This is a genomic window from Dyella sp. GSA-30 (assembly GCF_027924605.1).
Lineage (GTDB): Bacteria > Pseudomonadota > Gammaproteobacteria > Xanthomonadales > Rhodanobacteraceae > GSA-30.
Genome location: NZ_AP027042.1, coordinates 3941572 through 3959619 on the forward strand (window position 1 = coordinate 3941572; position 18048 = coordinate 3959619).

Genomic DNA, 18048 nt, shown 5'->3' on the forward strand with positions numbered 1-18048 from the left:
TCAACCCAGGCTGATGCGTTCGGCATCGATCTTGGCATCCTGCCGCGCAGTGATCATCGTCTGCTCGCCATGCAGGCGCAGCAGTTGCCGGGCGTTGAGCAGAAACTGCTCGACCTGACCAATGTAGCTGCGCGCGGTTTGTACCAGCGACTCCGACGCATTGGTAAAGATCTGCCGGGCATTGAGCGACAACGGCCCCTGCACCGCAGTCAGCTCGATCTCGTTACTGGCGCGCAAGGCAATGGTCTGGCTGGAGATATCCACGTTGGCCTGACGAATCGACACGCTGTCGGCACCGGGCACCGCCAGGGTGGCGCGACCGCCGTCTTCGCGCGAAAGCACGTGCAGCACAAAATGCTCGCCGCCAGCAGCACTGATCAGCAGCACGCGATCGCCGGCCTGCGGTGTCACCAGGCAGGACACCGCCTGACGAGCCGGCCGGCCGTCGTCCAGACGCCAGGAGTCGCCGCCAAGCGCTTCATGGATGACGGCTTCGAACCAATACGGTGCATGACGTGAAGGTTTGGCGCGATGGGCAGCGAACATCAGTGCATCTCCAGAGAAAGTGAGCGCGCCTCGGCAACCAGGCGTGCAGGTGACGTGCTGCGCAGGCGTCGACTTTGGGCGCCGTGCAGATCGACATCGACAAAACGGGTGTTGTGATGACTGCTATGGGCGAGGTTGGCGTGTTGCAGGCCGATGCCCTCGCCTTGGGCATGGTCGAAGCGCGCGTAGCGCAGATCGGCGCCGCCAAGCTCGACCTGTTGCAGGTGACTGTGATCCCAGACACTGCCGCCCGCATGCGCCTTGCGTAGCGAAACACGCTGCATCGATGCGGACTGAAACAGACTGCCCTCGCACAGAGCGGCATCGGCGTCGACATCGATCCATGTCGATTCCAGCAGCAAGGCGTTCCCCAGGTTTGCACCACGCAGGTTGCAGCGCTCGAATCGGGCCTGGCGGCAGTTGGCTTCGCGCAGATCGGCTCCGTGCAGGTCGACATCGACAAAGCTTGCCGTTTCGAGCATGCAACGCTGCAGACATAGTCCGCTCAAGTCCATGCCATCAAACCGTCCCGCGCGCAGCACCGATGCCTGCGCGACCAGCCCCCTCAGCCGGAGGCTGCGAAAGTCCACATCGGGCATCACCGTTTGCGACAGGACGGCATGCTCGAACACTGCACCGTCCAGCTGGCTTTGCGCGATGACGGCGCGATGCAGGTTGGCCTTGTTGAAGTCGATCCGGCGCATGTCCACTTGGGTGAACGCGCTCAAGGCGATACCACTCGCACCCCAGGCGGTATCGCATAGTGTTCCCTGAGTAATCGCCGTCTGATTCAGCGTGGCGCCTTCCCAGCGTGATTGGCCGAGTTGGCAACGAGTGAAGCTGCAGCTGTCGAGTGCGGCACCGCGAAAATCCGCTCCGCTCAAGTCGCAATCCACAAAAGCCACACCACTCAGGCGGCTCTGGCGCAGGCCGGCGCCGATCCAGGTGACCCGACTGGCAACAAGGTTGTCGATCTGCCGACCGCTACCGTCCAGCGCCCCCAGATCCACCGCATGTAGCGGCCGCCCCAGGCGTTGCAGATGCTCGATGTCGCTCCACTGGATCATCCGCGCAGACTCCGGCCCGGCTCGATGCGTACGCCATCGAGGCAGGCATGCTCGAACAGGGCTTCGGTGCATTCGGCTTGCACGAAGTTGGCGTCGCGCAGGTTGGCCAGGCGAAAATCCGCGCGCCGGCACATGGCCTGGAAGAAATCCGCCGATTCGGCGTGACACGAGGTGAGCACGCCGCCCATGAACAACGAGCGGTAGAACAGCGTGTGTTCGAGCATGGCGTGATTGAGCCGCGTACCGCTGAAATCGCATTCGCGGAACTCGCCTTCGCTCAGGTTGGCATCGACCAGCGTCGCATCGCGCCAGCTGCTATGACCGGCGTGCACACGCCGCAGATCGGCACGTGACCAGTCTGCGCCACCGCCGCCTTGGACACGGCTCAGCTCGGCGCCCGTCCACACGCTGTCGTTCAAACGGCATTCCATCAGTACGCTGCGGCTGAGTGCCGCTTCCTGCCAGTCGCTATTGAGGAAACTCGACCCGAGCGCGACCGTGCGCTGCCAGACCGAATGCGCCCAGCGGCTGCCGTCACCCTTGGCATGCAACAGGACGCAATCGCTCAAGGTGGCATGCTCCAGGTTGGCGTCGTCGAGCACGATGTTCGGCGCCACCCATTGTTCGAAGCGGGCGCCGGCCAGATCCGCGCCGCGCCAATCGGCTTCGGTGGCTTGCGTGCCGGTGAAGCGAGCGCCACGAAAAATCGCGCGGTGCGCCCGTGTGCGCGCCAGATTGGCGCCGTCGAAACACGCGGCCGCACAGTTGGCTTGATCCATGGTGGCGCCGGTCAAGGCGACGTCGCTGAGATCGGCACCGTCCAGCTGCGCACCACTCAGATCGGATGCCTCGAGTAAGGCCCCGCGCAAGTCCGCCCCCGAGAGCATGGCGCCGCGCAGGTTGGCGCCAGCCAGATCGCAGCCATGCAGCGAGCCGCCCTCACGCAGCCGCAACAAGATCCACTGCCCGATCGCCGCAGCGGCTTCCGGTGTCAGCGGCAAACCCGACGCGCTGGGCTGTGGTGCCGCCAGCCGGCCTCGTCGTTGCAGGTCCTGGACCTGCTCGATCGATATGCTCGGGACGCCGAACATCGCACCGAATTCGGCCAATGAAAGCCCTGGCTCGCCTTTGCCGTTCGCTCGTGCCAATGCCTGCTCGATCGTGGTTGCAGCCTGCGGTGCTACAGCCGGCAGCTCGGCTAACTGCTCAGCCGCTTCCTTGCGACGCGCCTGCGCTTGTTCGCTGGCCTGTGCACCCACCTGCTCGGCCGCATCGAGCAAGGCACCCAGGTCAAAATCCCCGCGCTTTATCGCCGCATTGCTAGGCACGGGTAACGGCGGCACCAGGCTTGCGACGGCCGGCGGTGCGGGCATGCCGCTGCTTGCCTCGAACTCGGCGGCAAGCCCGGCATCGCGCTCGGCCTGTGCAGCTTGTCGCTGCGTGACTTCTTCAAGCTCCTCCGCCTGGCGCGTAGCGCGCACACCGGCATCGGGCTCCGGCGTCAGCTGGGCCTCGTTGAAGACATGCCGTGCGGCAGTATCGCGATTGAGGCGCAGGGCAAGCACCTGGCCGTAGTGCGAGAGCGAACGCGGCGAATCGCCGGCGTGCTCGTACGCCACCATCAACGCTTCCACGTCCAGGGCGAGACTGTCTTCGACGTCGATCTCGCCACGATGAATCGCTATCCCGAGCTCCGCATCCGGGAAGAACCACACCGTATCGAATGCGAGCGCCACTTCTTCGACCGCATCGGCGGGATGGCCGGCACGATGCGTGAAGGCGCGCGGACGGAACTCCGGTAGCTGCCCTTCGATGACCGGCAATGTCGGATGCATGCCTTCGAGACGATAGCTTTCGCCACCTTCGAAAAAGCCGAGGATGCGCTGATCCAGCGGTGCCGCATTGAAGAACTCGCGATGCGTATCGTCGGCCAGCCCGGGATAAGGCTCGCTCTGCCAGCGTCGCCCATAGGTACCAATCCATTGACGGCGCGGCAGCCAGCCGACGTCGAGCTGCCCGAAACCGGCCGGCGCATAGCGGCGTCGATGCCCCCGTACCGGGCGATCGGGGTTCTCGATATTCGGCATGCGCCCTTGATTGCGGCCGAACAGTGCGGCAAACGGATTGGGATCGTAGCCGCAACCCTCGGGATTGCCCGGATGCCGTTGCCCGCCATACGCACGGCTCCAGCTCAACGGCATCTGCGTGAACGGCGACGGCTCGGTGATCCGGAAGAACGGCAGCATGCCGTACATCCATTCGCGATCGCCCAGCACACGCAATGACTTGTCGATCTTGCCCAGCTTCAATCGCACCAGTTGCTCGGTCGTTGCCAGGCCGTGCGCGGCGTATGCGCTCCCGGCAAGCAGCACCTCGCCACGCGCCTTGGGCATCAACTCATCGAGCGGCCGGCCTGACGGCAGGGCCGCCATCACCTTGCGCCATTGCAGGTTGTCGCGCAGCAGGCTGTCGACACGACCGCCCAGCGTGAAGAAACTCAAGGTCGCGACCAGTAGCCGGTGCCTGCCCTGCCAGCGGTAGGGGCGATGCATCAGACCCAGCGTCATTGGTTTGACGATCTTCATGCGCGCCTCATACGTAGATATAGATGGTCGGAATCGAGATACTCAGGCCGACGATTTCCATCGACAGGCGTGCGCCCGCGATCGTCAGCGACGCACCCGTTCCGGTAATGTCCACCGCGGTCGATGAGCCATGAATACCTACGCGCGTCTCGCTGCCGGTCACGCTGACATCGGTGGTATCGCCGGTGACCGAAATACTGCTGTTGCTGCCGGTCACGCTCAGCCGGGCGCTGCTGCCGACGACACTCAGGTCGTTGCTGCTGCCGGTCATGTTCATCTGCGACGACACGCCGGTGATCGACATGCCGGTGCTCAGGCCCGTGAGATTGGTCTGGATGCTGCTACCGGTCGCCGAGGTCATCTCGCTGCTGCCGGTGGCGGAGATCGACTGTGCGATACCGGTGACCGAGGTGCTGTCGCTCATGCCGGTGATCGATGCATCGGTGCGCACACCGGTCAGGCCGACTTGCGCGGCCAGCCCTGTCGTGGAGGTACCCATGCTCAAGCCGGTCGACGACACCGACGTCGTCATGCCGATCGTGTCGATCGAGCTGTTCATGCCGATCGTGTTGATATTGCTTTGCTGATTGGTAGTCGAATGGCCAACTACGATGTTCTGCGTCGACAGACGCGTGGCCGTGCCGGTGACGACGTCTTCGCCATAGGTGTCGCCATTGACCGTGGAATAACTGGTCGTTCCGCCCAGCGTGCTCTTGCTCCACACCTCCTTGGCTTCCTGTGTGCTGTAGGTGCTGCCGAACGAATCGGAGCGACTGAGCAGGCCGTTGGCACCGTTTTCGGAGGTGGAATAGCTGTAGCTGGCCCCTTGCGAGTAACTGGTATCGCGGTACTGGCCGCTTTCGTAGGTCGAGTTGACGATACCGACGGCGCGGTCCAGATCGTAGGCGGAGGTACGTCCAAAGCGGATGCTCTGCCCGTCGCCGTAGCTGGTCGAGTAATTGCTGCCCACATGCGTATTGGCGGTCCAGCCCGACGGCGTCACGACCAGGCTGCCGTTCGCCTGCACGATGTTCTGCACCTCAGGCAGCTCGGACTCGTCATTGGCGCGCGCCACCAGCACGGTCACGCCGATCTCGGGCACCGTCTGCATGCTTGCCGACAGCTTGATCCAGACCGGCGCGCTGGTGGCGCCCGGACTGGAAAACTGCACATACACGCCCTTGGCCATCAGGTTGGGCGGCGCCGCCTGGGTATCGCGCAGGCGACTCAGCTCCGGGTCGAAATTGCTTGGTTCGTAAAAGCGCCAGTCCGTTGGGCCCTGCCCTGCGACGTCGACGACTTTGGCGAGAATCGCGCCCTGCTGGGTATCGGCCACCGAGAACGGCGTAAGCATGGCGGCCGCATCGGTGGACTCGAAACTGTTGGTATAGCCACCGTCGGCGCTGGCCTTGTGCTGCACCTTGTTCAACACAAAAGCCTTGCCTTCGAGCGACGGCCGCACCGGCGAAGGATGCATGCCCTGCGCCACCTCGCCATTGAGCGTGAACTGGTAACCGATGCGAAATCCCGAGCAGGTGCTGCCGCCGGAGAGCTGCCGCGCGGAACCGGCCATGCTCGACGCCGTCGTGCGCACATACTCGCGCACGGTCGAACTGCTCATGCCGTACTGGTAGCTGCGATATTGATTGAACGGCAGTTCACCCGTATCGGCGGGGGTATACGAAGCGAAGGTCTGAAAGGTCGGCACCGGATCCTGGTCGGCGGCATTTTCCTGATGCGCGAACCGCCCGTTGACGCCGCTGCTGGTCAATGACTGCTGATAGCTGTACTGGAACACCACATCGTTCTGCTGCATGCCCAACTCGTCAAGCGAGGTGTGCGTGTAGCGCAAAGGTCGGTCGCCGAACGCCTTGGGATAGGCGGGTCGATTGGCGAACACCACGGTATGGCTGTTGCCTGTGTGCCTGAAGTAGTAATAGATGTGCGCCTTGGACATCATGCGGCGCAGGAATTCGAAATCGCTCTCGCCGGCCTGCAGCCAGTCCTGCACGCGCGCAATGGCGATGTTGTCTTCGCCGGATACCGCGTCCAGCGAGTAATCCAGATAATGCAGGCGCATCAGTTTGGCGATGACGTCGTGCACATTCATCTGCGCATGCACGCAGTACCGGTTGGTAAGCGTCATCTTCCACAATGCGGGCTTCATGCCGATGCGATAGACACCGGGCTCATCCATCGCGAATGAGGTCACCAGCCCGTTGTACAAGGTCATGTCCGGCGCCGAACCGCTGCGCAGTGCCTGCACGAACCGCGCCGAAGCATCCGGAGCGCCACCGTCATTGGGCAGATTCAAGCCCACGGTGACCGGCCGCCCGATGATGGCGTCGAAGTTGAGCGACCGCCCTTGCCGTGGCGAGGTGTTGCCGCGTAGCTGCAACTGGTAGTCGAACGGTTCGGAGATTGTCTCCTGCCCTTCGAACGACACCAGCCGAAACGTTTCATCGCCCAGCCACTGATTGCCGGCAAGCGCCACGGCGCAGTGCAGGTAGAGCAACGGCGAGTCGGCATTGCCCGCCTGCCCGATCGGCCTGATCGCGGTACGACCAACACTATCGGTCGGCAAGGCGCTCATGCGACCTCCTGCATGGCGTCGGCGCGGATGGTGAAACGCACATGGCGCGCCTGCGCCTGTTTTCCATCGAGCCAGGCGGTCTGCCCCAAACGCAGGCCATGGCTGCCGCCAAAACCGGCCAGACGACGCGGACGACCCAACCATGACGCCGGAACGTCATCGTCCTGCACCGCGATGTCGACGACGACGTCTACATGCCGGTCGAACAGGTAGTGCACCATCGCCGCGAGTCCGCGATAGCCATGACCGAAGCCGTTCTCGCGGGCGCCATTGTCAAGGTGTGCGCGATCGTCCAGCAGCACGCACAGGCGGGCATACGATACCGGCCCGATATGCAGCCCCACCGCGGCATGATTGACCCATACGCGCTGACCCAGCGGCGCGGTGTCCTTGAGGGTACGCTGACCCAACCGTGTTTGATCCCGCGGCTCGATATCGCGCCACGCGCCCAGCCACTCTTCGACCCGTACCTCTGCCTGCAGATAAATGCCGAGCACGATCTGCGCCTGCACCGCGCTCTTGCGACCATTGCCGACCAGGCCGGCCAGCGCCAGCAACGCACGCTTCGGAATCGGTATGCGACGCGCGAGGATCGCCGCGCCTTCCCCTTCGAAGGCGGTCAATCCCATCAGCGCCCCTACCGCATCGGCATAACCCGTGTACTCGGGGCGCGACGCGTCAAAGGCCGGCACACTGGCGGCCTTCAACTCATAACGCAGCGTGCTCAGGCGATGGTTGAAGATATCCAGGAACTCGGCCATCGCCGGATCGCGCTCGGCCAGGCGCTGCCTTATCCATTCGGCAAAGCTGTCCGGTAGCGGTCCCAGCACGCCTGACAACACGAAGTTCGACACGAACAGTTCGGTGCGATGGTCGGTGGCCGCACGGCGCCGCTCCATCCGTAGCCGTCCACCGGAGATCTCGCTGCCTGGAAATACCGACGACATCTCGCTGCGGAAACGCAGCTGCGCCGACACTTGGCGCGCGCCGCGCCGACGCCCCGCCACATCCGTGAGCGCCGGCCACGATTGCAGGCGCACCCACTGGAAGAAGTCGAAACTGGCCGGACGCGTACGCAGCCGGTTGTCTAGAGGTTCACCTGTGCGCCAGTCAGGGGTTGCCATGACTTGAGCTCTCCTCGGCGGTCGGAAGATTCGAGTATCAGTTCGACGACGGTATTGACCTCCGCATAAAGCGCCAGGAAGTGATGCAGCACGCTGCCGAACAACACCGCGCTGCCACCTTCGAAATGCCCAAGATCCACTTGCGCCCGCACTTGCAGGCAATCGACAAACCCACGCCACACTTCACGTCGCGGCATGCGCTTCTGAATGCGCCGGCTGCTGAGCGCACGCAGCCCGTCGATCTGCCGGTAACCGGTGAGACTGGCCGGCCCCACATGCAGACGCAGCATGTTCTTGAGCACCGGCGGACCACGATGCCCGTCAACCAGCGACAGATGATTCAGGCAAAGTTGCGACGCCAACGCCCAGGGCCGTTCGCCGACCATCTGGGGTGGCTGATTGGGCGTGGGCTTGCTGGCCACCTTGAGCGAGGTGACCGGGCCGGCACCCTCCAGGTACAGCACGCTGCCGACCAGCAGTTGCGACGGCAGGCGGCGATTGGTGCACAACGCGGTGCCGCCGATCATTTCCTCGGCCGGCTGTTGCACATTGAATTCCGGATCGAGGAAGGACACATAGGTTTCCGTGCCGTGCACCGCACCGGTCTGATTGACCTCGCGCCGGGTGGCATAGAAGTAATCCAGCTTGTCCATCTGCTGCAGATCGTCCAGCGAAAAATACGGCGCGATCGGACGGGGGCTGCGATCCGGGCGAATCGACACCAACTGTTCGAGGCTGTAGATCTCGCAATAACGATGGTTCTGCTCGTCGCCGATCAGGCGATATTCGTAGTGGCGCTGATCCAGCGCGAACGGCTCGATGCGCTGCGGAAACAGATTGATCAAGGGCAGACAATTGAGCCGCAGCAAGTGATGATCGTAGGCATTTTCCTTAGACGGCGGCACATCCAGCAGGAACAGCAGTTCGAACTGCGTGTCCAGGCCGGTCAGGTCGAGCCCGGCCACCTCGAAGAACAGAAACTTCTGCGGAAACGCAAAATACTCCTGCAGCAAACGATAGCCAGGGTGCGTCAAGGGATTGGTGCCCAGCACCGCCTCGTCCTGACCGAAACCGCACCATTGCAGCTGATCCGCGTCCAGGTAGCGCAGCTCGCCCGTATCGGGGATGCGCACCGCCATGCGCACCAGGTGCAGCGCAAGCGCGTCGTAGAGCGAATACGCCTGCTTGTTTTCCGCGTTGATGCAGAACCGCAACATCGGCATCTTCATCGCATGGATCGGCTCCTTGCCCAGCCGGGTCACGGTGGCGCGCACGATGGATGCGGTACGGGTGTCGGACGGATCCAGCGGATAGGCATTCGCCGCCATCACATCCAGATGCGTCACTTTCAGCGGCCACAGGGGTGTGGCATAGCAGGTACGGAACCTGCATCGCACCTGCTGGCCCAGGTCGTTGCTGGCGAGCGCATACACGTAACGGCCGCGCTCCAGGGTTGCTCCATGCGCGAAGTTGGCGCCATCCGGGCGCACCTCGACTTCGCCAATCATCATCGACGGCAGCGGCGCTTCAAGATGCGGATACAGCAGACCCAGCAGCGCATTGGGCAGCACCGCCTGATCGGTCTCCAACTGGTAGCGCAAGCGCCCGGCCAGCCAGGCGAATGACTGCATCAGCATTTCCACGTGCGGATCGCTGCTGCGCCCGCCGCTCAGTTCCAGCGCCTTGGCGATCGCCGGGTACGACGCGCCGAAGTCGACGGCCTCGTTTCGCAGCGACGTCAGCTCCTGTTCGAACCAGATTTTCAGGCGCGGCGAGTCGGCGTTCATGCCAGGTCGTCCGGACAAGGCAGCTCGAAGCGGAACACGATCGGCTCCTCGTCTTGCACCAGACCGCCATGAACGACCAGCGCATAGGGGCGCAATGCCTTGCCGGTCGACAGCCATTCCAATCGCGGCGTGTGCAGGCGCGGTTCGTAGCGTGCGATGGCGTCAAGCAGGCGTGCGCCGTAGCGCTCGTGATCGGACATGCCGATGCTGGTGTCGACAATGGGCGGCATGCCGAAATCGCAGATACGCGCACCACGTGTGCCGACATAGGGCCGGCACTCCACGATGCGCTGTATCTGCGCTGCCACTGCCGAGGCGAGATCGAACGGCGGCGCCAGTCCCATGCTGGTTTCCGTTCGATTGACCAGCCGCTCCATCAAGAACTGCACGTCACGCCCTCCCCATCGGAGCCGCCTTTGCTTGTTGCGATCAGCTGGTGAACTGTCCGATCGGACGATTGCGCGCGATACTCCAGCCGGACGCCAGGTTGCCGGAGGTGTTCATATCGGCTTCCTGCACGGTGTAGGTCCACAGCACTTCAGTGAAGTTGAGCTTGAACTGCTCGGTGGGCATATCGTCCGGATTGGACTGGAACTGGATTTCGCTGATGATCGCGTCGCGCAGTTCGATGGTGAGAATATTGGCGGTCTTTTCGCCGGAGTTTCGCGCGATATAGATCTTGGTCGGATTCTTGTCGCCCTTGCCCAGCGGCTGTGCGCGCAGGCAATACTCGTAGAATTTCACCGAGGTCTTGTCCACGTATTTCACGCAGGTGAATTCGGTGATGATCGGGCGGCCAGACGTACGCGCCGAGTTGCTGACATCGGTCGTGATCTGCTGCTTCATGCCCTGATGTACGGACACCAGCTCAAGACACTGGCCGAGCTTGAGCACTTCGTCGCGCCATACGTCGTCGATCAGGCTGCCACCGCCTTTCCAGCCGTTGGGTCCGCCGAAAATCGATGAATCGCCGGGTTGCAAGAGAATCAGGTCCATGTTCGCTCCTGGGTGTGATCTATGGGCTGTGCGTCGAGCGCATCAGCCCGCAGGCAGATCCGCCACCAGGCGAATCGAAGTGGTCAGTTCTTCCAGCTGGAAGTGCGGCTTGATGAACACGGTCGCTTTATACGAACCGGGCGACCCGGGCACGTCGGTCACGTTGATCTGCGCGGCGCGCAACGGATAGCTGGCCTTTACCTCTTGTGAGGCGTTGTCGTCCAGCAGGACGTATTGCGCGATCCAGGTATTGAGGTAGGCCTCGATATTGCCGCGGGTGAGGAAGGCGCCGATCTTCTTGCGCATGATCACCTTGATGTAATGCGCAAAGCGCGAGGCGGCCAGGATGTACGGCAGCATCGCCGACAGCTTGGCGTTCGCATTGGCCTCGTCGCTGATGTACTGGCGCGGCAGGTTGGTGGTCTGGCCGCCGAAGAACGCCGCCTGACCGGTGCCCTTGCAATTGCATAGTGCGATAAAGCCAAGATCGTTCAGTTCTTTTTCGCGGCGATCGGTGATCGACACTTCGGTCGGGCAGATCATGTTCACCAGATCGGCATCGTCGCGGTACGTGAATACCGGCAGGCCATCGACCAGGCCACCGCCTTCCACGCCGCGAATCGCCGCTGTCCAGTGATACAGGGCAAACGAATGCGTGATGCGCTCGGCCAGCGCATACGCCGCATTACCCCACAGGAACGCATTGTGATCGGGCCCCTGCTCGCCGTTGACGGTTTCTTCGTAACGCAGGCCTTCGGCCGGTCGCGAGTCCTTGCCGTACGGCAGGCGCAGCAGGATATGCGGCAGCGCCAAGGCGACGTAACGCGAATCTTCGCTATTGCGAAACTCCACCCACTGCGCCATTTCCGGCGACTCGAACAACTGCCCCAGATCGCGCGGTTTGGCCAGCTTGTCGAAACTGTCCAGACCGAACAGGCCCGGCGCCGCCGCCGCGATAAACGGTGCATGCGCGGACGCGGCGACCTTGGTCAGGTTGTTGAGCAGGGACATATGGTTGGGCGAATGATCGAACTCATAACCACCCAGCAGCAGGCTGTACGGCGAGCCGCCATAGGTGCCGAATTCGGCCTCGTAGATCATCTTGAAGATGCAGCTCTGATCGAAATCCGCCGCCTTCTCCAGTTCCTTGCGCAGCTCGTCCATGCCGGCATTGAACACACGCAGTTTCAACAGCCGGCCGCTTTCGGTGCGCGACACCACATAGAACAGGCCGCGCCAGGTCGCCTCGAGCTCCTGGAACGCGCGGGCGTGCAAAATCGCATCCAGCTGAAAGCCGATCTGAGTATCGATAGCGAGCGCACGTTCGTCGATCAGGCCACTGGAGCCCAATGCCACCTGGGTCAGTTCCTTGTTGCCCATCGGCACGATGATCTCGTTGGCAAAGCGGCCGCTCAGCCGGCGCGCCTTGGACAGCGGATCGATCGACAGGAAGGCCTGCTGGCGATCGGCGGCAAGCTGCGCCTGACGGGTATTGAGCTCGTCGGCCGCCGAAGCCTGTGCCTGCGTGGTGAGCGCGGTGGCATCGGCATCGTCCTTGGCTTTTTGCGCGGCAACCAGGGCGGTATTGGCCGCGGCAATATCCTGGTCGGTTTTCGCCTTGGCGGCAGCGTCCTTGGCTTTAGCCAGCGCCGCTGCGGCATCCGTCGCGGCTTTCTGCGCGTTGTCCCTGGCCGTGGCGGCTGTTGCCGCGGCTGTCTTGGCGTTGTCTGCCGCGGCAGCCGCAGCATCCGCCGCCTGCTTGGCCGCGGTGGCGGCCTGTGCGTTGCCTGCCATCTGTGCAGCGAGCAGGGTTACCAGGATGGTGGGCACATCGGCGCCTGTGGGCGATGCCGGCAGCGGATCGACCGGGCTGATGGCGACATTGACCCAGTCGCCAGGTGCCGTCGTCGAAAACTTGGTCTTCAGTGCCCCCATCGCATCCGCGTCGAGCGTGGAACGATCCAGCGCCGCGGCCAATGCGTCATTGCATTCGGCCATCGACTGCAGGGCACGCAAGTCTGCCCGCGCGTCATAGCGCTGCTTCAAGCTGGGCACAGCATTGACTACCGCCAGAGGCTCGAAGTCGGCCAGGCAGGAGAAGCCCAACGTACCGGCAAGGTTTCTGCCGCCGGTAATCGTATCGGGGATGCCGTTCAAGTTGATCATCGGCGTGCTGTCCGCCAGGATCTTGTCGAACGATTCCGCGTCGATATCGCGCATGCGCCGGTCTTTCAGCGCGGGTAACTCGCTCGCACTGAGCTCGCCGGACAGGTTGGCGAACATGCCGACGATAAATGCCAGCTCCACCTTTTCGCTCGAACCGCCGGTCTCGACGTCGTAGGTAATGCGTACGCGCGGCGGCCGCACACGCAATAGCTTTTGTTGAATGCTCTCGACAGTCATGAACGGGCCTCGTTGAGTAGGCGGCTGCAAGATTCTTCATTCGAACGCTGCCGCTCGCGTTACGAAGCAGCAGAATCAAGAGTCGTGCCAACTGGCAAAAACGTGGCAGTTGCAACGTTTGCCTTGGTTTTCGTTGCACCGGCGCATGGCGCGCCGTGTATTTTTTCTCACGGCGATAACCGTGGCATGGCATCGAGATGTATCGCATAAATGATTGACGATGCATCGGATGATCGCGACATCGCCTGCTTCAATCGCACCGTGTGGAATTTTTCACGCCGTGTAGAAAACAACGCAGCACACGCAAAAGACGCACGCATACTTCCAGCCATGCCGGAACGATGATTGAAAAAAAAAGCAGGCCGGACTATCGGCTAAGGGTTGCGGCGCAGGCGCCAGATTTCGCGCGTACCTATCCGGCGGCTTTCGATGTGTTGCTCCATTTCCAGCAGCTCGAGCGCGCTGGCAATGACATCGCGAGGCGCGTCGATACCCGATGGCCGCAGCCACCATTGCTGTATGCCTTCGATCGTATCGGCGCAGGCAGGTTGCGCAGCCAGGACGCGCGCAATGGCGTCGGCGACGTCACGCACGGAGTAGCCGTTCACGGCAATGGCTCGCTTCGATGCTTCATTCCGCCGAATCTTGCTCCTGCTCGGCGGTAGAAGCGACCCTGTATTTACTTACCAGTTTGCTGAAAGCGCTGCGGTCCTGCCCCGCGATGCGGGCGGCATGGGAAATATTGCCCCGCGCACGGGCCATGGCCGAGGTGACATAGCTGCGCTCGAAATCGGCGATCACCCGGGCTTTTGCCTGTTTGAAGGCTGCGTTGTACCGATCGATCGAGGGATTGGGCATCTGGCCGTCCTGCGGCAGTGCCGCATGAATCACCTCGCCTTCGCACATCAGGTATTCGCGCTGGATGAAATGCTCCAGCTCGCGGATATTGCCGGGCCAGCTATAGCGCGTAAGGGCCGCGGACAGCTCGGGATGGAAGCGCTTGGGTGCGGTCTGGCCCTGATACTCGCGGTTGAGGCGATCGAGAAATATCCTGGCCAGTTCGACCACATCGCTGCCGCGCTCACGCAACGGCGGCATGATCAGCGGCATCACCTTGAGCCGGTACAGCAGGTCGCGACGAAACTGCCGCGCCTTGACCAGTTCGTCCAGGTTGGCATTGCTTGCCGCAATCAACCGCACATTGGTCTGCCGGGTCTGGGTGCCACCGACGCGGCGATAGGTGCGGTCCTGCAGAAAGCGCAAAAGCGCCGCCTGGGCCTTGGCCGACAAGGTGTCGATTTCATCCAGGAATAGCGTTCCGCCTTCGGCTTCGCTGATTAAACCCGGCGCCGCCTGGCGCGCATCGGTAAATGCCCCACGCTCATGCCCGAATAACTCGCTTTCCACCAGCGATTCGGCCAGGGCGCCGCAATTGACCGGAATAAACGGTTGTGCCGCCCGAGCACTGAGATAATGGACCGCTCTTGCGCCCAGCTCTTTGCCGGTACCGGTTTCTCCGCCGATAAGCACCGTGACGTCGAATTTTGCAATTCGGCGAATCTGCGCTACTACATGAGCAAATTGTGGGGAGGAGCCAAGCAAGTTGGACTCCAACATATCGACCATGACGACCCCCTGAAAATGGGGGTGTTCGCCTCGACCGGACAACGGCATCCATTTGCCGCATATCCGAATCTATGGCATTGGCTTCCCCCAGGAGGGCGAATGTAGCGTTCACCGCATCGTTATCGCAATATGCCAGGACCAAGTAAATTCATGCGAAGCAGATAAGCATTTGAAAATGTGCGCAAGAGCTATTCGGTGTCATGATTATGACGCCGACACTCGTTTTCTTTGCGGGACGTCAAATTATGTTCGCCAAGTTCGGATTTACCCTGCTGGTTTTGCTGTTCGGAGCGCTGGCATTTACCGGCGGCATGATGGCGCCCGATAATTGGCGAGCACCGGTAACTGCCTTCGGCAACAAGCTGTTATCGATTAAAGCCCCAACCGCCCCACCCGGTCCCGCCGCCAAGGCACCACCGGCAAGCCATGCCTCCATTGCTGCAACCGCAGCAGCGCCACTGAAGATCGATTCCCTGTTGGTCACTACCGAGGTGGGCGCTGCAGCACCGGCCGCCGGACAACCGGCCTACGCGCTGCAATTGGGACAATTCGTTACCGATGATGAAGCCACCGAAGCCGAGCAACATGCTCAGGCCATCGGCTTGCCACTGACCCACCTGCAAGTCGTCGACGCCGACAAGGCGCCCTGGACGGTACTGGCCGCCGGGCGGTTTGCCACACAGGCGGAAGCAGAGAATGCCGCCGTACGCGTACAGGCCATGCTCAAGCTACCAAGCACCCCGGTGATCCGCCTGCCGCCACCCGCCAAGTCAGCGACCTGAAAACAGGCCTCGGCGTGCAACCGCTGGATCGCGCCAGCCGGCTTCGCCGCGCGTCTCGACAAAGCACACCTTGATCTGGGCGAAACCGATGCTGGTGAAAAATACCGTAGCGGTCGCATCGCCACGATCGGGCACCATGAACCAGAGTGCGTCACCCGATGCCAGGCCCCAACTGCTTACACGGTTCACCCACAGATCGGCCTGCCCGCGGTCGGTGACGATGGCCACCTTGACTCGGGCCTCTCCCATGGTCTGTGTCTGATAGATTCTTGCCATCGCGTCACTCGGGCTCAATGAATGCTTCGAAAAGCCTGCCAGTTTTTTGTAGGAGTGACTTCAGGGCACCTCTAAAAACCCTTCCTACTCGTCATCCCGGCGCAGGCCGGGATGACGATATGAAAAACTGCAGTTATTTTGAGGTGCCCTGAAGTCGCTCCTACAAAAACCAGGGCGTTATTCGTGTCAAGGCGACTCAGGATCTAGTGACTTGTGCACCGCCTGGATCACCGCAGCACCTTCACCCACGCCCGCCGCAACACGCTTGACCGATCCTGCACGTACATCACCGACCGCGAAAATACCTGCCTTGGATGTCGCGTATAGCGATGTCGCGGTCGGGCCACTGGCATCGACGCCGGTGCAAATGAAACCCTTGGCATCCAATTGCAGGCATCCGCCGAGCCAGTCTGTGTTCGGCTCCGCACCAACCATCACAAAAACATTCGCGACGGGCCGAGTGACCAGCTTCCCGCTGGGGCGATGTTTCCAGCTGACGCCACGCAGCCGGTCGTTGCCGTCGAAGGCGACGATGTCCGTTTCGGTATGCAGGCTGATCCGTGTCGATTGACGGATACGCTGTACGAGATAGTCGGACATGGTTGCGGCCAGCCCGGTACTGCGCACGAGGATATGCACATGGGCTGCGATGCGGGAGAGAAACATCGCGGCCTGGCCGGCCGAGTTGCCGCCGCCGACCACGACAACCTCCTCGTCGGTGCACAGCTGCCCTTCCATGGGTGTGGCGGCATAATGAATGCCCTGCCCTTCGTATCGATCGTAATCGGGCACATCGAGCTTGCGATAACGCGCGCCGGTGGCAACGATGATGGCGCGCGCCTGAATCGCCTGGCCGTCTTCCAGGTGCAGCCGATAAGGCCGCGCCGAGCAATCGATACCGACGACGTGGCGCGATATGGCCAGACGGGCACCAAATTTCTGCGCTTGTACTTGCGCTCGACCGGCTAATGCCTGGCCTGAAATGCCGGTGGGAAAACCCAGATAGTTTTCGATCTTCGATGAGGTGCCGGCCTGGCCGCCGGGTGCCATGCCTTCGATCACGATCGTATTGAGACCTTCCGAAGCCGCGTAGACCGCGGCAGCCAGACCCGATGGGCCGGCACCGACGACGGCGACGTCATGTACATGATCGGGTTCGATGGTTTCGGTCAGACCCAGGTTGTCGGCCAGCTCCGCAGTCGATGGATTCCTCAGCAGTTTATGATCCGGCGTAATGACCACCGGAAGCACGTCCGGCGTCAACTCGAAGCTGCGCATCCATTCGGTGGCGCCGCTCTCCGACTCGGTGTCGAGCAATCGGTGCGGATAACCGTTTCGAATCAGGAAGCGCTGCAGCCGCAGCGTATCGGCGCCATGCACTGGCCCGACGACGACCACACCACCGCTGCCCATGCGGATGAGACCGACGCGCCGCAGGATAAACGCGCGCATGATGATTTCGCCGATATCGGTCTCGGCGGCGATCAGGCGCGCGAAGTTTTGCCGCTTGATACGAATAAGCCGTGTCGGGACCACCGCCAGGCCGGAGACCAGAATGCGCCGCTGGTTGAGGTGATCCAGCTCGCCGCTGAACTGGTGCGCCGAATGCATCGCCACTGTGCGTGGCTGGCCATCGCTGCCCAGGTCGAAGATCTGGATGCTGCCTTCGAGCACGAAGAAAAAATCGACGACGCGCTGGCCTTGCTCGAACAGCAGCGTGCCGGCAGGCACGTTTTCCTCGCTGCCATACGTTGCGATGCGCTGCGCCATGTCGTCGTTGAGCCGGGGAAACCGCTGAGCGTCGCGTTCGTGCAGATCGCTGCCGTCTATCTCGGGTAACTCAGGCATGGGATAGGCGATCGGATCCGGCATGGAGAAACCCTGGAAATCGCGTCGGTGTTGACGCTGGTCTGGATAGCATATGTCAGTGCAACGCTCCAAGCACAATCCTCGTACCAACCAGCATCCAGTCGACAGCAGAAAGCCTGTAACAACCCCAGTTTTTCCTATCGTCATCCCGGCGCAGGCCGGGACCCAGTGGCTTCGATTTTCGGCTTTCGCGATAGAGCAGATGTTTGTTGGCTCTCGCGATAACCGGTCACAAAGTCACTGGGTCCCGGCCTGCGCCGGGATGACGAAGTAGGAAAGGTCTCTAGAGGTTTCCAAAGTCGATCGGCCGTTCGACCTACAGTCGTCCGTGATAGGGGAAACGCGAGCGCACCCTGTTAACGTCGCCCTGGCCGAACACGGGGGAAATACGATG

14 protein-coding genes are annotated in these 18048 nt (G+C 62.1%); 1 reads left to right on the top strand and 13 read right to left on the bottom strand.

The window, feature by feature from the left end; all coding sequences use genetic code 11:
* The 11 genes from QMG46_RS16540 to QMG46_RS16590 form a co-directional block, all read right to left on the bottom strand.
* A complete protein-coding gene (locus QMG46_RS16540) occupies positions 1–546 on the bottom strand; it encodes a DUF3540 domain-containing protein (RefSeq protein WP_281848946.1) in 546 nt (181 codons plus the stop codon).
* Complete coding sequence (locus QMG46_RS16545; RefSeq protein ID WP_281848947.1) at positions 546–1613, bottom strand: pentapeptide repeat-containing protein; 1068 nt, start codon at positions 1611–1613, stop codon at positions 546–548. The genes QMG46_RS16540 and QMG46_RS16545 overlap by 1 nt, the downstream gene beginning before the upstream one ends.
* Positions 1610–4198, bottom strand: coding sequence for a DUF2169 domain-containing protein (locus tag QMG46_RS16550; RefSeq protein ID WP_281848948.1), 2589 nt, complete (start codon positions 4196–4198; stop codon positions 1610–1612). Before QMG46_RS16550 ends, QMG46_RS16545 begins: the two co-directional genes overlap by 4 nt.
* Positions 4199–4205: 7 nt before the next feature.
* Positions 4206–6791, bottom strand: coding sequence for a contractile injection system protein, VgrG/Pvc8 family (locus QMG46_RS16555; RefSeq protein ID WP_281848949.1), 2586 nt, complete (start codon positions 6789–6791; stop codon positions 4206–4208).
* Positions 6788–7915, bottom strand: a complete 1128-nt coding sequence (gene tssG / locus QMG46_RS16560; protein ID WP_281848950.1) for a type VI secretion system baseplate subunit TssG — start codon at positions 7913–7915, stop codon at positions 6788–6790. Before tssG ends, QMG46_RS16555 begins: the two co-directional genes overlap by 4 nt.
* Positions 7879–9702, bottom strand: a complete 1824-nt coding sequence (gene tssF / locus QMG46_RS16565; protein ID WP_281848951.1) for a type VI secretion system baseplate subunit TssF — start codon at positions 9700–9702, stop codon at positions 7879–7881. Before tssF ends, tssG begins: the two co-directional genes overlap by 37 nt.
* Entirely contained in the window at positions 9699–10091 is a 393-nt protein-coding gene (locus QMG46_RS16570) for a GPW/gp25 family protein (protein ID WP_281848952.1), read from the bottom strand. The genes tssF and QMG46_RS16570 overlap by 4 nt, the downstream gene beginning before the upstream one ends.
* 40 nt (positions 10092–10131) lie before the next feature.
* Positions 10132–10698 carry an Hcp family type VI secretion system effector gene (locus QMG46_RS16575; protein WP_281848953.1) on the bottom strand — a complete coding sequence of 189 codons (567 nt, stop codon included), beginning with the start codon at positions 10696–10698 and terminating at the stop codon, positions 10132–10134.
* A gap of 42 nt (positions 10699–10740) precedes the next feature.
* Positions 10741–13101, bottom strand: coding sequence for a type VI secretion system contractile sheath large subunit (tssC, locus tag QMG46_RS16580; protein WP_281848954.1), 2361 nt, complete (start codon positions 13099–13101; stop codon positions 10741–10743).
* A 374-nt stretch (positions 13102–13475) separates the two neighbouring features.
* The gene (locus tag QMG46_RS16585) at positions 13476–13709 is read right to left on the bottom strand and encodes a hypothetical protein (protein ID WP_281848955.1); all 234 of its coding nucleotides are present in this window, start codon (positions 13707–13709) and stop codon (positions 13476–13478) included.
* A 22-nt stretch (positions 13710–13731) separates the two neighbouring features.
* Positions 13732–14727, bottom strand: a complete 996-nt coding sequence (locus QMG46_RS16590) for a sigma-54 interaction domain-containing protein (protein WP_281848956.1) — start codon at positions 14725–14727, stop codon at positions 13732–13734.
* A 245-nt stretch (positions 14728–14972) separates the two neighbouring features.
* On the opposite strand from QMG46_RS16590, the gene QMG46_RS16595 reads away from it, so the two are divergent.
* Positions 14973–15509 (top strand): SPOR domain-containing protein, encoded by a 537-nt coding sequence (locus QMG46_RS16595; protein ID WP_281848957.1) that lies wholly within the window; start codon positions 14973–14975, stop codon positions 15507–15509.
* Here QMG46_RS16595 and QMG46_RS16600 read toward each other — a convergent pair.
* Both QMG46_RS16600 and QMG46_RS16605 read right to left on the bottom strand, forming a co-directional pair.
* Positions 15498–15785 carry a 7(1) septoil knot domain-containing protein gene (locus QMG46_RS16600; protein WP_281848959.1) on the bottom strand — a complete coding sequence of 96 codons (288 nt, stop codon included), beginning with the start codon at positions 15783–15785 and terminating at the stop codon, positions 15498–15500. The two genes, QMG46_RS16595 and QMG46_RS16600, sit on opposite strands and share 12 nt — an antisense overlap.
* Before the next feature lie 186 nt (positions 15786–15971).
* The gene (locus QMG46_RS16605) at positions 15972–17657 is read right to left on the bottom strand and encodes an FAD-dependent oxidoreductase (RefSeq protein WP_281848960.1); all 1686 of its coding nucleotides are present in this window, start codon (positions 17655–17657) and stop codon (positions 15972–15974) included.
* Between the last annotated feature and the right edge of the window lie 391 nt (positions 17658–18048).